A 14,015-nucleotide genomic window follows, 5' to 3' on the forward strand; every position below is an offset into this window, starting at 1 on the left:
AAGGCCCTTTCCTGGGGGTTTGAATCGTTTCAACTCTGTGGCCTCATCCCTTGAGACATGCCAAACATGAACAGCAACAACTCATGATCAGGCTTGGCTGCGGTGCTCGCCTTGGCGACGCGCGGCAACAGGCATTGCGCGCCACCCTGCGTTGCACTGAGCACCTGTGTGCGAGGCTGTTCCCAGGCCGCCAGCGCCAAGGCTGCAACGCCCAACGCCCCGACCAGGAACAAACCTCGTGCTATTTCTAGCTTCATCTGGTTAAACCCTTGATAGCGCTGCCAAACGCCGTCTCGTAAAAGTAGCTGAGTTTCTTCCAGTCCGTGTCGTTCCACGACGAATGGCGGCGCAGTTGCAGCATGTCATGGGAAGCGGCCCGATAAGCGGTCAAGCGTTGGCGGCATTTCTCGAAATCCAGCAGCGCCACTTCGACGTTGGCCGAGTCGCCCTGGCCGGTCACTCTTACAAAAATGTGCTTGATGTACAGGCAGCCATGCTGCCAGCGCCCACGGTGCATACGCGCCAAGGTGCCAGCAAGCTCCTTGAGCACGCGCTCATGCACAAGCTCGCCGTACTGTTCACGACCACCGGCGGCATACCAGTTTTCGATTTCGTCGAAGCCATCGAGGGCCGCAGTCACCAACAGTGCCTGCCAGTGGTGCTCAGGGTCGCGGCGCGCCTCGCAAAAAACCATCTCGGGTACGCGTACATCCAACAGGCGCAGGCCCTTGATGGCATCCCGCTCACGCAACACAGTGGGACGGCCAAACGGGTGCAACCAACTGCGGTAGATGTGCCCGGTCTGGCGCTTGCTGTAGAGCAAGCGTCCATTGGCACTCATCACGCGTTGCACACCACTTTCACCACCACGCCGACGGTTGGGTTCTTCGACCCACTCGCCTTGCTGGCGCCAGAAATAATCAAAGCGTTCTTCGGGCGCTACATGACTGCCTGCTACGCACTCAACTGCCATCCTGTTACCTCTTGCGCAATACATACACTCGCCACATGGCGTAGAGCGGAATGAAGTCCAGGGACTCCTGAACACGGAAACCGGCTTCTTCGAATTCTGCTTCAACAGTAGCAGCCGGTAACACAAATCTGTTTTGGTAACCTTCCTGCTCACCTTTTTTGCGACGCTGCTCTTCGAGACGCTTGCGTTTCCAGGCTTTGAAATTGCCATCGACCCACAGCGAAACGATCACGCTGTCACGGGTAACGCGCTGAAACTCCCGCAATATCGCCAGTCGGTGCGCCGGATCACCAATGTGGTGCAACAGGCGCATGCAAAAAATGCTGTCGACCGAGTTATCCGGCAGATCGATATCAAACGCAGATGTCTGCAAGGGTCGTACCCGTTTCACCACATCGGCGGGCTGGGCAGCCGTTGCGACCTTCAACATCGACGCCGAGTTGTCGGCGCCAATGATGACGCGATTGGGCTTTTCGGCCAGCAGCGGCCAGAAACGCCCGGCGCCGCACGGCAAGTCGAGCACCAGGCCAGGCTCACCGGCCAACGCCAGCGCACCACGGGCCAATTGCTCGTCGCGTTTGTGGGACAACCGGCGGGCCAGATTGTCCTGATGCTTGAGCAAATACTCTTGGGCGTGTTCGTCGTCGTACTTTTCGGAAAATTCGAGTTTGGTCGGGGTAGACATCGACGGATCTCCAGTTGCTGATGCCTACAACCTTAAGCAGCAGTCTGTGATCAACAGGTCAACCCGTTGTGAAAAACTTGTCCTGTCCAATCCCCATACATTTCAAGACTTTACAGACACAAGCAATGGCATGGGGCCATCTTCGCCGAATGACGGTGATCTCTGGCAGGATAGCGGCAGAGGGTGGAGTCAGGCGTTGACCTGACTTAGTTGCACATGAAAGCGGCAGCCATTGGGCTCCATGGTGCTGAGGCTCACGGTCCAGCCCTGGTTCTCGCAGATGCGCTGGACCAGCGACAACCCCAGGCCCAGGCCTTCTCCGCGCTTCTCGCTGCCGCGTACAAACGGCTCGAACATCGCCTCACGTTTGTCTTCGGGAATACCGACCCCGCTGTCTTCCACCACAAAGCCCGTGGGTTCCAGGGTCAGGCGGATAAACCCGTGTTCGGTGTAGTGCAGGGCGTTGCGCAGCAGGTTGCCCATGACGGCGTGCAGGAAGGTGGTGTTATAGCGCGTGTCCAGGGGGTGACCGGGGTTGTAGATCAGCTCCAGGCCTTTTTGCTCGATGGGCTCGCGCCAGATACCGAGCAGATCATCGGCCACCTGCGCGAGGCTGACCTGCGGCGACATGGCCGACTCATCATGCTGGGCACGGGCCAGCATCAGGAAGGTCTGTACCAGTTCGCGCATCTCTTCGCAGGCCCGGGCGATACGCAGCACCTGGTTGCGCCCACGCTGGTCGATGGCCGGGTTTTCCAGCAGCAGCTCGCAGGAGCTGGCCAATACCATTAACGGTGTGCGCAATTCGTGGCTGACATCACTGGTGAACAACTGCTCACGGGACAGCGCCTGACGCAGGCGTCCCAGGGTGGCATCGAAGGCCACGGCCAGTTCACCCACTTCATCCGCCGCGTAATCCGGTGCCAACGGCGGAGCCAGGCCCAGCAGTTGGTCACGGTGACGCACCTGACGGGCCAGCCGCACGACCGGCGCCATCACTTTGCGCGCCAGCACCCAACCGAGGAATACCGCCAGCGCCAGGCTGAGGACGAAACCCACCAGCACCACGGCAAACAGCACGCGCTCGCGCTCTTCAAAATCGCTTTGATCCTGCAGCAACACGTAGCGCCGGCCGTCGACCACTTCGACCATGGCGTGGTACGACAGCGCTTCGCGGAACACTTCATGGAAGCCGGGCTCAAGGTGGCGCAAATCCTTGGGCAACTCAAAATCCCCAGGGCCACCGCTGAAGTAAAACAGCTGATCCGGCTCGGGCCGGTGCCGCCAGTCTTCGACCGTGTCCATCAGCAGCAAGCGCTGCAGGTCACCGCCCAGGCCCGCCGAGATCAACTTCTCTTCCACCAGGTGCACCGTCGCGACGATGCCCATGGCGAAGGCCCCCGCCACCAACGCACTCATCAACGCAAAGGCGATGATGATCCGTTGGGCAAGGCTTTGCTTAAACTCCATCACGACCCTCGGCCAGGCGATAACCGACACCGTGCACCGTTTGCAGCAACGGCTTGGCGAACGGTTTGTCGATCACTTGGCGCAATTGGTGGACGTGGCTGCGCAGGCTGTCGCTGTCCGGGCAGTCGTCGCCCCACAGGGCTTCTTCGAGAATTTCGCGGCGCAACACGTGCGGGCTCTTTTGCATCAGCACCGCCAGCAGTTTCAGGCCAACTGGGTTGAGCTTGAGCAGGCGGCCTTCGCGGGTCACTTCCAGGGTGTCGAGGTCGTAGCTCAGGTCACCCACTTGCAGGGCGCGGCGCCCGCCACCCTGGGCACGGCGCAGCACCGCTTCGATGCGCGCGGCCAGTTCCGACAGGGCAAACGGTTTGAGCAGGTAGTCATCGGCGCCAGACTTGAAGCCCTGCAACCGGTCATCCAATTGGTCGCGGGCGGTGAGCATGATCACCGGCGTGTCGCGGCGCGCATCTTCACGCAGGCGTTTGCACAGGGTGTAGCCATCGATGCCGGGCAGCATGATGTCGAGCACGATCAGGTCGTAATGCTCGGTGGCGGCCAGGTGCAGGCCCGACAAACCGTCCTGCGCACAGTCCACGGTATAGCCTTTTAGCCCCAGGTAATCGGCCAGGTTGGCCAGAATATCGCGGTTGTCTTCAACCAATAGAATTCGCATGGGCAGTGTCTCCGTACGCGGTAACGGCCGTGTTGGCTCGCGCAGCTTAAGGCCAACTGTGACTCAGGGATAGACCTGGAAGGCCCGTCGATTAAGGTTTTCAACCGATATTTTAGTTGAACGAGATTTTCACTATAGCTTCACAAGTTGACTACAGTGTCAGAGCGAAGATCGCCACCCATTGATATAAGGAACATAGACATGGGGTTTCTCAAAACAGCGCCTATGCGCTATTTGCTGTTGGTAACCGGTGCCTGGCTGGTTGTTTTCCTGCTCACGCGCAGCGTGTTGCTCATCACTCACCTGGATGAAGTCGGTGGCAACCTGTTGCCAGTGTTTGGCGTGGGCCTGCTCTACGACTTGGGTTTTCTGGCCTACGCGGCGCTGCCGTTGGGTCTGTACCTGCTGCTCTGCCCACCTGCGCTGTGGCGTCGTCGTGGGCACCGCTGGTTTTTGCAGGCGGTGCTGACGGTCAGCCTGTTCGCCATGTTGTTCACGTCGGTTGCCGAATGGCTGTTCTGGGATGAGTTCGGCGTGCGCTTCAACTTTATCGCCGTCGACTACCTGGTGTATTCCGATGAAGTGCTGAACAACGTGCTGGAGTCCTACCCGATCGGCAAGCTGCTGAGCCTGTTGGCGATGCTCGCGATTGTGTTGAGCCTGGCCCTGCGCAAACCGTTCAATGCCGCGATGAATGCGCCTTTGCCACCACTGCGTGGCCGCCTGGTCAACGCCCTGGGCCTGTTGGTGGTGGCGGGCCTCAGCCTGCAACTGATCAGCCAGGACAGCCCGCGCACCCTAGGCGGTAACGCCTACAAGAACGAGCTGGCAAGCAATGGCCCGTACCAGTTTTTTGCTGCGTTCCGTAACAACGAACTGGACTACACCCAGTTCTATAAAAGCCTGCCGGCGGACGTGGTTGCCAAACAGTTGCGCGCCGAGCTCAGTGAGCCCAACGCCCGCTTCATCGACAAAGACCCGCTGGATATCCGCCGTGCTATCACCAACCCCGGCACGTTGCGCAAACCCAATATCGTGCTGGTGACCATCGAAAGCTTCAGTGCCAAGTACATGGGCAGCAACGGCGACGAGCGCAACCTGACGCCCAACCTGGATGCCCTGCGCAAACAAAGCCTGTACTTCAATAACTTCTATGCCACCGGCACTCGCACCGACCGAGGCCTGGAGGCGATCACCCTGGCGATCCCACCGACGCCGGGCCGTTCGATCGTCAAGCGCATCGGCCGCGAAAGCGGCTTCGCCAGCCTCGGCCAGCAGCTCAGCGCCATCGGCTACGACAGTGTATTCGTCTACGGCGGGCGCGGTTATTTCGACAACATGAATGCATTCTTCAGCGGCAACGGTTATCGGGTCGTCGACCAGAGCAGCGTGCCCGAGTCAGAAATATCGTTTAAAAACGCCTGGGGCATGGCCGACGAAGACCTCTATAAACAAAGCCTGAAACTGGCCGATGCGGACTACGCCAAGCAGCAACCCTTCCTGCTGCAACTGATGACCACGTCCAACCATCGCCCCTACACCTATCCCGATGGGCGCATCGATATCAAATCCGGCAACGGCCGCGACGGTGCGGTGAAATACACCGACCATGCCATCGGCGAATTCCTGGAGGCTGCACGCCAGAAGCCGTGGTTCGACAACACGATCTTCGTGTTCGTCGCCGACCACACCGCCGGCAGCGCCGGCAAGGAAGACCTGCCGATCACCAACTACCAGATTCCGCTGTTCATCTATGCCCCCAAGCTGGTCGAGGCACGGGAGACCGCGCAACTGGCCAGTCAGATCGACTTGGCGCCGACCTTGCTGGGGCTGATCAACCTGAGCTACGAATCGACGTTCTTCGGTCGCAACCTGTTGCAAGACAACCCGCTGCCACCGCGTGTTGTGGTCGGCAACTACCAGCACCTGGGACTGTTTGACGGCAAAGACCTGGCGATCCTCAGCCCACGCCAGGGCCTGCGTCGCCATGACCAGGCGCTGGGGGAAAGCCAGGAGTTGCGGGTGGGCAGCGATGACCCGCTGATCCTGCGCGCCATCACTTACTACCAGGCCGCGAGCTATGGATTCAAACAGCAATTGCTGAGCTGGAAAGCGCCGAAGGACGTGACGCCGGCAATCAGCGCCCGCTGATCGTCACCCCGAGCCCTTGCCTGCGCAGGGGCAAGGGCGTAACACTTGCGCCCATTCTCCGGCGACGACGCCCTTTCATGTCCGACACCCTGCTGCTGATCGAAGATGACCGCCCTCTGGCCGCACTGACCGCCGAGTTCCTGCGCGCCGAAGGGTTTACCGTGTCGGTGGAGCATCGCGGCGATCGCGCGGCCCAGCGTATCCGTGATGAGCAGCCGGCGTTGCTGATTCTGGATGTGATGTTGCCGGGCATCGACGGTTTTACCCTGTGCAGACAGATCCGCGACCACTACCCCGGTTTGATCCTGATGATGACGGCGCTGGACGAAAACGCCGAGCAACTGACCGGCTTCAACGTTGGCGCGGATGACTATGTGGTTAAACCCGTCGACCCACTGCTGTTGCTGGCCCGGATCCGTTCGCTGCTGCGTCGCCATCCGCAAGCCCCGCGTGCTTATTACCAGTGGGGCACGTTTCGATTGGATCTCAACCACCACTTCGCCTGGCTCGATGAGGTGCCCTTGCAGTTTTCGGTAGCCGAGTTCGAGTTGCTCACGATTTTCGCCCGCCATTGCGGGGTGCTGCTGACCCGCGAAAAGCTCCTGCAAAACCTGCGTGGCCTGGAGTACGACGGGCTCAATCGTTCCGTGGACATGCGCGTGTCGCGTCTGCGCAAGAAGTTGATGAGCCTGGGGTGCCCGGTGACCATCCAGACCATCACGGCCCAGGGCTACCTGTTTGTCGAAATCCCGCAAGGCGCCCAGCATGCTCTCTAACGTACGACCCTGGATGGCAATCGTGGCGGGCACCAGTTGGGGTGCGTTGACGCTTTATCTGTTGTGGCTGTGCGCGAATGCCTCGGTGTTTGTCGGTGAATACAGCTTTTTGCGCTTGATGGCCGGGCCGGGTTATCTGGTGGCGGAGCAGCTCAAGCCGTTACCGGCCGAGCAGCGTGAAGCGAGCATGGACGCGCTGCGTGCGCGCTTCCAGTACCCGATCAGCCTGGTCAAGCTGGACGCGATCGAACTGCCGCCCGAGGCCCTGATCATGCTCAAGCACCAACAACCGGCGCAGAGCAGCGATGAAGACATCACCTACTTTCCGCTCGACGACACCACCCTGATCCAGTTCGGCCCGATGTGGGGAACGGCTGAGGTCAAGGACCTGCTGCAATTCCCGGTGTATGGCATCACCGCGTGCGTGGCTGGCCTGCCGTTGGTGCTGTGGATGTGGCTGGGTCTGCGCGCACGCCGCCAGCGTCGCGCCGATGTGGAAGCCCTCAATGCCTGCCTGGGCACCCTGGCTCGCACGCCCAACGCCATGCTGCCGGCCATGGGCAAGGAATGGACGCCGCTGCTGCAAACCGTGCAACAACATGCGCAGGACATTACGGCCATGAGCGAGCGTCACCGGGAGGTGTCCCAAGCGGTTTCCCACGAACTGCGCACACCCTTGGCACGGATGCGCTTCGCCTTGACCTTGCTGAGCAAAAGCGACGACTCACTCACCCGTACCCGCTTGCAGGAACGCCTGCAAACCGATGTGGAAGAACTCGAAGCCCTGGTCCGCGCCAGCCTGACCTTTGCCCGGATGGCCGGTGCGCCCACCGACTTGCAGCATGAACCCATTCCTATCCGTGACTGGCTGCATCAGGAATTTGCCTTGCTCGACGGGCACCAACGCCGCCTGAGCCTGGACACCGAGCCGGCGGACCTGCAACTGATCGGCGACCGCGCTTTATTGCACTTGATCGTACGCAACCTGTTGAGCAATGCCGTCACCTACGCCCGCGACCAGGTGTGCGTCAGCGCGGCCTGCCAGGATGAACACCATCTTGTGCTGCACGTGGACGACGACGGCCCTGGCATCCTTGCCGAAAACCGCGAAAAGGTATTCGAACCCTTTGTACGGCTGGCCATGGGCGGCGATGAGCCCGGCGGTTTCGGCCTCGGCCTGGCGCTGGCCAGGCGTGCGACCCAATGGCATAGCGGCAAGCTGTCCGTTACGCGCAGCCCTTTGGGCGGTGCACGCCTGACCCTGATCCTGCCCCTACGCCCACGCTAACCCGCGTGTTACAGCCTGTGACAGTGGACCGCTGGCATTCTCCGTAACCTCGCCACCTGATCCAGGATTAGCCCTGTGCCCTGGGTCCTGTCCTTTGGATCAGGTTGGAGAGCCCGTTCATGCGTCCCCCCAAGAAGCATTTGCTCACGTTGATGCTATCGCTGTGTATCGCCGCCAGTTCACTGCTGGCCTGCCACTGGGGGAGGCCCATACCCCGCACAAGCGCATATGTGCCTGCCGAAGGGCCTCTCGACAGTACGACTGCACCGTGGTCCGCTGCACGTGTGCTCTTTATCGGCCAACCCACCCTGGCCCGCGGGATGACATTCAAGAAGCTGTTGCGTCGACACGGGATTGGTTGAGTAGCAGTCGTCCACAAAAAAGCCCCGCCGGCATCACTGCAGGCGGGGCTTTTCAGTTAGCCGGGTAAGGCTGGCTGTCGGGTAAGAAACGGCCATTACTGACCGTCCCTCCCCTAAGAACTGTACGTGCGAGTTTCCCCGCATACAGCTCAAGCCTTTGTAAGCCCTTTCTCAGTTGAAAGAGCCGGTGCCGCACTGTGTAACTGTCGATGACAGTTGGGATGCAACAACACCAGATTGCCCAGCTCGTCGCATCCGCCCTTGTGCCGCTCGATAACATGGTGAATGTTCCACCCGCTTTCGAACGTAATCAACTGCTTGCACATCGGGCAGCGCTTGCTCTGGCCAAGCCACAGCGTCAGCGTCTTCCGCTTCCCCTCGTCCGAGCTTCGCCACGCATATTCCAGCCGTTGCTCGAAGTACATCTCGTCCTCTGGGGCGTATGGGTTAGCCTCCGCCTTGATCTTGGTGTGCCGCTTGATCGGCGTATCGCTGGCGTACAACAAGTGGAGCAGTTTGCCGCTGGGGTGTAGCCCGGAGAATACCCAACTACGTGTTCCCACGCGCTTGAAGTATTTTTCCTTGATCCAACGTTTGCAGCGATTCAGATGTCGCCGCCTGCACCATCGCCATAGCAATTTCCAGATCCTGTAATCCACGTAGTTGAAGGTCTGCTTGGCGACAATCGGCCGATGATAATTGGCCCAACCCCGAATAACTGGATTGAGCTGCTTGATCAACAGGCTGGCCGGTGCCGCTTTGTTCGCTTCAACCAACGCCTTAACCTTGGCCAGAAATGCTTTCACGTTCTTGTGGGCTGGCTTTATCAGCAGCTTGTCACCGTACTTGCGAATATTCTGACCGAGGAAATCGAACCCATCCGATACATGCGTGAACAACGTTTTCTCCACCGCAAGGCTCAACCCCCGCTCGGCCATGAAGGCTTCGACGAGTGGCTTCACCTCGTTTTCCAGCAGCTCTTTCGAGATGCCGGTGATGACGAAATCATCTGCGTATCGCACATAGTTGACCTTGGTCTTGTAGCTGGCTTTGGTATTACGCTGCCCGAACCGAGATTCGAGCTCCTTTTCCAGTCCATCAAGGGCCAGGTTGGCCAATACGGGCGAGATGATCCCTCCTTGCGGAGTTCCCGCCCCTGTCGGATTCAATCGACCGGATTCCAAATATCCCGCTTTCAGCCATTTCCTTAGAACCACTTTGTCCATCGGGACGTTAGTGATCAGCCAGTCGTGACTGATGTTGTCGAAACATCCCTTTATATCGCCCTCCATGACCCACTGCGCAGAATGCTTGCGACCGAGATTGACGAACAATTGCTCGATTGCATCTGCCGTGGAACGGTGAGGGCGAAAGCCATAGGAATTTCGGTCGGCTGTGGTCTCAGACACCGGTTCAAGTGCCAGCAGGTATAACGCCTGCATCGCTCGATCCAGCATCGTCGGAATCCCCAGCGGTCTACGCTGGCCATTTGCTTTGGGAATGTAAATCCGCCGCAGTGGCCGGGGCTTGTAGCCCCTGCGCTCTAACCGAAAAACTGCCTTCCATTTGCTTTCAGGCGTGCTCCAGGTTTCCCCATCGACGCCGGGAGTCCTGCGACCCCGGTTTTCAGTGACCCGTTTAACCGCCAATACCTTGGCGGCAAACGAGCGAACCAGCATACGCTGCAAGGTTTTCACCTGCCGCCATTGCTGATTCTTGGCTGCCTTCGCGATCCGTACCTGTAGCCCTCGCACCTGTCGATGACCTGTTTCCCAGTCTATCGAATGCCAACTGATGGCCAGATGGGAGGACGCAGGTACTTCTATTTCAGACGCACTCATCTTGCTTTTCCTCCAGAGAAGATTTCCCCAGAGGGCAGTAGACGCACGTCGCCCTTGTGGGGGAGTGAGTACACTGCCCCGCAAGGGATTTCTATGAGTTAGACGCAGCCGGTCAAACCGACAAACGTCTGTTCTTGATGGCTTTACAGGCCTTCTCGCGATCAAAGACCAGTCGGAAGTCAGCACCGTTTCCAGTCAGGGCAGAGCCCTTATCCAACCCCATTACAGGGAGGCATTCGCTTTTTCCGACATCCTCTACCCGCATTTTCAACAGTCTTCCTCACGGTCGACCTGCCTTGCCATACAGGCCAATGGCGAAAATACGGGCTTACCGAGTTCCATAACCGTCACAAGGATGGGTTAGGCCCTGCCTATTCACCGATGACTCAATGTCAGCGTGCCCCCAGATGTAAAAGGGACAACCAGTCATGCACCATTTTGGTCAAAGCCTATCAGCAACTTTGGCTCCATGCGGTTGACGGTGTTTATCAGCAGTTCACTTACGTTGGCCATACCAACCAGCCTAGCGTCTCACCCGCGTGTTGCTCGCAGGGTCTGCATGGTGCCTCGCGGCGACCACACACCACAGAATCATGGGACTACATTGTCAGGAAGCTTCGCACCCCGCCGTTACCAGCGACGCACTATCCCTAGGCTACTTTTGGCTGAACAAAAGGTCTCGCGCCCCTCTACCTTGCGGTTTCCGGGTGAGACAATGACAGCTATGGCTTGCGCCCTATAGATAGGAGCAGGCCAGCTCTTTGGACACGATTTCCCATACCTCCCTCGCAGTGATTCAAAATCTGCAAGCTCAGTACGCATATCGTTCTGATGATTTCCAGAGAGAAAATCACGATATATAGGCGACATTACGCCGAATTCTAAGCACCTTGTGAGTGCCGGAAATCCGGGTTTTGACGCCCGGACTTCGGGTTTTTTAAGCTGTTTCTGCGGGAAAGTGATCACCGGTTCAACCGGTGATCACCTAAGATGTAGCCCGCTAGGTGCTTCTACCTATAGCGACTCTCGTCGCACTACATCATGCCGCCCATGCCACCCATGCCGCCCATGTCTGGCATACCGCCGCCAGCTGCGCCTTCAGCCTTCGGCTTGTCGGCGATTGCAGCTTCGGTGGTCAGGATCAGACCGCCGATGGAGGCTGCTGCTTGCAGCGCGGAACGGGTTACCTTGGTAGGGTCCAGGATGCCCATTTCGATCATGTCGCCGTAGACGCCAGTCGCAGCGTTGTAACCGTAGTTACCTTTGCCGTTCTTGACTTCGTTGACCACAACGCTTGGCTCGTCGCCGGAGTTGGCAGCGATCTGGCGCAGTGGTGCTTCAACAGCGCGACGCAGTACGGCAATACCGACGTTCTGGTCAGCGTTGTCGCCGGTCAGGTTGGCCAGGGCTTCCAGAGCACGGATCAGCGCAACGCCACCGCCAGGTACCACGCCTTCTTCAACGGCTGCGCGGGTTGCGTGCAGGGCGTCTTCAACGCGGGCTTTCTTCTCTTTCATTTCAACTTCGGAACCGGCGCCAACCTTGATCACTGCAACGCCGCCGGACAGCTTGGCCAGGCGCTCTTGCAGTTTTTCACGGTCGTAGTCGGACGAAGTCTCGGCAACCTGGGCACGGATCTGGGTGATGCGAGCCTGGATGTCCTGCTCTACGCCAGCACCGTCAACGATGATGGTGTTTTCTTTGGAGATGGTCACGCGCTTGGCACTGCCCAGGTTTTCCAGGGTGGCGCTTTCCAGGCTCAGGCCGATCTCTTCGGAGATAACGGTACCGCCGGTCAGGACGGCGATGTCCTGCAGCATGGCCTTGCGACGGTCGCCGAAGCCTGGCGCCTTGACGGCTGCGACTTTAACGATGCCACGCATGTTGTTCACAACCAGCGTTGCCAGGGCTTCGCCTTCAACGTCTTCGGAAACGATCAGCAGTGGGCGGCCAGCTTTGGCAACGGCTTCCAGTACTGGCAGCATTTCGCGGATGTTCGAGATCTTTTTGTCGACCAGCAGGATCAGCGGGCTGTCCAGCTCGGCAACCATGGTTTCTGGCTTGTTGACGAAGTACGGGGACAGGTAGCCACGGTCGAACTGCATGCCTTCTACAACCGACAGTTCGTTTTCCAGGCCAGTGCCTTCTTCAACGGTGATCACGCCTTCTTTGCCGACTTTTTCCATGGCTTCGGCAATGATGTCACCGATGGAGCTGTCGGAGTTGGCAGAGATGGTGCCTACCTGAGCGATAGCCTTGGTGTCAGCGCATGGCTTGGACAGGTTTTTCAGCTCGGCAACGATAGCGATGGTCGCCTTGTCGATACCGCGCTTCAGGTCCATTGGGTTCATACCGGCAGCGACGGCTTTGTAGCCCTCGTTGACGATGGCCTGAGCCAGGACAGTGGCGGTGGTGGTGCCGTCGCCTGCGTCATCGTTGGCACGGGAGGCAACGTCTTTGACCAGCTGCGCGCCCATGTTTTCGAAACGGTCTTCCAGTTCGATTTCTTTGGCTACGGAAACGCCGTCCTTGGTGATGGTCGGAGCGCCGAAGCTCTTCTCGATGATCACGTTACGGCCTTTCGGGCCCAGGGTCGCTTTTACTGCGTCAGCCAGGATGTTGACACCGGTGAGCATTTTCTTGCGGGCGGAATCGCCGAATTTAACTTCTTTAGCAGCCATGATCGATAATCCTTAAATACTTTGGAGTAACGGGAAAATGAGCGGGAAAATTACGCTTCCAGTACGGCGAGAATCTCGTTCTCAGCCATGACCAGCAGGTCTTCGCCGTCAACTTTCACAGTGTTGCTGCCGGAGTAAGGGCCGAATACAACCTTGTCACCGACTTTAACGGCCAGAGCACGCACTTCACCGTTTTCCAGGGTTTTGCCTGGGCCAGCAGCGACGATCACACCGTGGTTGGCTTTTTCAGCAGCCGAACCTGGCAGAACGATCCCGCCGGCGGTTTTCTTTTCTTCTTCGCTGCGACGGATTACGACGCGGTCGTGCAGAGGACGAAGCTTGCTCATTGTCGATCTCTCCTAATTGTGTTTTTCATCGGCCGGTGTCAGTACCGGCGGGTTGTATTCCGGCTGTGCCGGTCGCGCCTCGCCAAGCAAGACGCGGAAGTCTGTCTGGTGTCACCACCAGAAACCTTGCGGTGACCGTTACATAAGGGCGCATAAGCTTATTACAAGGGGCCTCGGCGTAATTTTTTTGCGTGTGCCGACGGCTCAAAGCAACACGGCACCCAGAGGTGCCGTGCCAGTGAAGCGGTTATTTACTGTCGCGGTGTTCGAACTCGCCTTCGATCACATCACCTTCACGCCCCAGCGGCTGGCGCGGAGCCGGACCGCCACGGGGTTGCAGGTCGTCGGCGAACGCACGCTGGCGAACCGCAGCCTCTTCGGCGCGCTGGCGCATCTTGCCGGCCAGCAGTTTGCGGGTGAACGGCAGCAACATCACCAGGCCCGCCACGTCGCTGATGAAACCCGGCAGGATCAACAGGCCACCGGCCAGGGCCATCATCAGGCCTTCGAGCATGGTCTGGGCGGGCAGTTCGCCGCGATTCAGGCTTTCACGGGCACGCAACGCCGTGGCCAGGCCGGCGACGCGCAGCACCAGGACGCCGAGCATCGAGCCGAGAATGATCAGCAACAGGGCCGGGAAAAAGCCGATCGCACTGCTGACTTGAACGAATACGAACAGCTCCAACACCGGGAACAGCAGAAAGAGCAATAAAAAAGGGCGCATCAAATGGTTCCTCAACGCAAGAATGCCTTGCCAGTCCACCTTAG

12 protein-coding genes are annotated in these 14,015 nt (G+C 58.9%); 3 read left to right on the forward strand and 9 right to left on the reverse strand.

Annotated features, from left to right (window positions below):
- Window positions 1-29: 29 nt before the first annotated feature.
- The 5 genes from H096_RS12675 to colR all read right to left on the reverse strand — a co-directional run bounded on the left by H096_RS12675 (window position 30) and on the right by colR (window position 3,801).
- Entirely contained in the window at window positions 30-257 is a 228-nt protein-coding gene (locus H096_RS12675; protein WP_028617789.1) for a hypothetical protein, read from the reverse strand.
- The gene (locus tag H096_RS12680) at window positions 254-973 is read right to left on the reverse strand and encodes a lipopolysaccharide kinase InaA family protein (protein ID WP_033898549.1); all 720 of its coding nucleotides are present in this window, start codon (window positions 971-973) and stop codon (window positions 254-256) included. The genes H096_RS12675 and H096_RS12680 overlap by 4 nt, the downstream gene beginning before the upstream one ends.
- A 4-nt stretch (window positions 974-977) precedes the next feature.
- Window positions 978-1,658 carry a class I SAM-dependent methyltransferase gene (locus H096_RS12685; RefSeq protein WP_033898551.1) on the reverse strand — a complete coding sequence of 227 codons (681 nt, stop codon included), beginning with the start codon at window positions 1,656-1,658 and terminating at the stop codon, window positions 978-980.
- Between the two features lie 189 nt (window positions 1,659-1,847).
- The gene (locus tag H096_RS12690; RefSeq protein ID WP_033898552.1) at window positions 1,848-3,128 is read right to left on the reverse strand and encodes a HAMP domain-containing sensor histidine kinase; all 1,281 of its coding nucleotides are present in this window, start codon (window positions 3,126-3,128) and stop codon (window positions 1,848-1,850) included.
- Window positions 3,118-3,801: a two-component system response regulator ColR gene (gene colR, locus H096_RS12695; protein WP_003175870.1), complete on the reverse strand. Its 684-nt coding sequence runs from the start codon at window positions 3,799-3,801 to the stop codon at window positions 3,118-3,120. The genes H096_RS12690 and colR overlap by 11 nt, the downstream gene beginning before the upstream one ends.
- Window positions 3,802-4,002: 201 nt before the next feature.
- On the opposite strand from colR, the gene H096_RS12700 reads away from it, so the two are divergent.
- From H096_RS12700 to H096_RS12710, 3 genes are all read left to right on the forward strand, one after another.
- The gene (locus H096_RS12700; RefSeq protein WP_033898554.1) at window positions 4,003-5,952 is read left to right on the forward strand and encodes an LTA synthase family protein; all 1,950 of its coding nucleotides are present in this window, start codon (window positions 4,003-4,005) and stop codon (window positions 5,950-5,952) included.
- A 77-nt stretch (window positions 5,953-6,029) separates the two neighbouring features.
- On the forward strand, window positions 6,030-6,728 hold the full coding sequence (locus H096_RS12705; RefSeq protein ID WP_033898556.1) for a response regulator transcription factor: 699 nt from the start codon (window positions 6,030-6,032) through the stop codon (window positions 6,726-6,728).
- The gene (locus H096_RS12710; RefSeq protein ID WP_033898558.1) at window positions 6,718-8,016 is read left to right on the forward strand and encodes an ATP-binding protein; all 1,299 of its coding nucleotides are present in this window, start codon (window positions 6,718-6,720) and stop codon (window positions 8,014-8,016) included. Before H096_RS12705 ends, H096_RS12710 begins: the two co-directional genes overlap by 11 nt.
- Window positions 8,017-8,527: 511 nt before the next feature.
- Here the strand turns inward: H096_RS12710 and ltrA are convergent.
- The 4 genes from ltrA to H096_RS12730 form a co-directional block, all read right to left on the reverse strand.
- Window positions 8,528-10,219 carry a group II intron reverse transcriptase/maturase gene (gene ltrA / locus H096_RS12715; protein WP_071534438.1) on the reverse strand — a complete coding sequence of 564 codons (1,692 nt, stop codon included), beginning with the start codon at window positions 10,217-10,219 and terminating at the stop codon, window positions 8,528-8,530.
- Window positions 10,220-11,253: 1,034 nt separating this feature from the next.
- Window positions 11,254-12,900 (reverse strand): chaperonin GroEL, encoded by a 1,647-nt coding sequence (gene groL / locus H096_RS12720; RefSeq protein WP_028617795.1) that lies wholly within the window; start codon window positions 12,898-12,900, stop codon window positions 11,254-11,256.
- Between the two features lie 50 nt (window positions 12,901-12,950).
- Window positions 12,951-13,247: a co-chaperone GroES gene (locus H096_RS12725; RefSeq protein ID WP_016975516.1), complete on the reverse strand. Its 297-nt coding sequence runs from the start codon at window positions 13,245-13,247 to the stop codon at window positions 12,951-12,953.
- A 247-nt stretch (window positions 13,248-13,494) separates the two neighbouring features.
- Entirely contained in the window at window positions 13,495-13,971 is a 477-nt protein-coding gene (locus tag H096_RS12730; protein ID WP_033898560.1) for an FxsA family protein, read from the reverse strand.
- Window positions 13,972-14,015 lie beyond the last annotated feature (44 nt).

Source organism: Pseudomonas sp. FH1 (assembly GCF_000510895.2).
GTDB classification, from domain to species: Bacteria; Pseudomonadota; Gammaproteobacteria; order Pseudomonadales; family Pseudomonadaceae; genus Aquipseudomonas; species Aquipseudomonas azotoformans_A.

Excerpts from the sequence above, each read along its gene's own strand:
- H096_RS12675 (WP_028617789.1), bottom strand. The coding sequence starts at position 257 with ATGAAGCTAGAAATAGCACGAGGTTTGTTCCTGGTCGGGGCGTTGGGC.
- H096_RS12680 (WP_033898549.1), bottom strand. The coding sequence starts at position 973 with ATGGCAGTTGAGTGCGTAGCAGGCAGTCATGTAGCGCCCGAAGAACGC.
- H096_RS12685 (WP_033898551.1), bottom strand. The coding sequence starts at position 1,658 with ATGTCTACCCCGACCAAACTCGAATTTTCCGAAAAGTACGACGACGAA.
- H096_RS12690 (WP_033898552.1), bottom strand. The coding sequence starts at position 3,128 with ATGGAGTTTAAGCAAAGCCTTGCCCAACGGATCATCATCGCCTTTGCG.
- colR (WP_003175870.1), bottom strand. The coding sequence starts at position 3,801 with ATGCGAATTCTATTGGTTGAAGACAACCGCGATATTCTGGCCAACCTG.
- H096_RS12700 (WP_033898554.1), top strand. The coding sequence starts at position 4,003 with ATGGGGTTTCTCAAAACAGCGCCTATGCGCTATTTGCTGTTGGTAACC.
- H096_RS12705 (WP_033898556.1), top strand. The coding sequence starts at position 6,030 with ATGTCCGACACCCTGCTGCTGATCGAAGATGACCGCCCTCTGGCCGCA.
- H096_RS12710 (WP_033898558.1), top strand. The coding sequence starts at position 6,718 with ATGCTCTCTAACGTACGACCCTGGATGGCAATCGTGGCGGGCACCAGT.
- ltrA (WP_071534438.1), bottom strand. The coding sequence starts at position 10,219 with ATGAGTGCGTCTGAAATAGAAGTACCTGCGTCCTCCCATCTGGCCATC.
- groL (WP_028617795.1), bottom strand. The coding sequence starts at position 12,900 with ATGGCTGCTAAAGAAGTTAAATTCGGCGATTCCGCCCGCAAGAAAATG.
- H096_RS12725 (WP_016975516.1), bottom strand. The coding sequence starts at position 13,247 with ATGAGCAAGCTTCGTCCTCTGCACGACCGCGTCGTAATCCGTCGCAGC.
- H096_RS12730 (WP_033898560.1), bottom strand. The coding sequence starts at position 13,971 with ATGCGCCCTTTTTTATTGCTCTTTCTGCTGTTCCCGGTGTTGGAGCTG.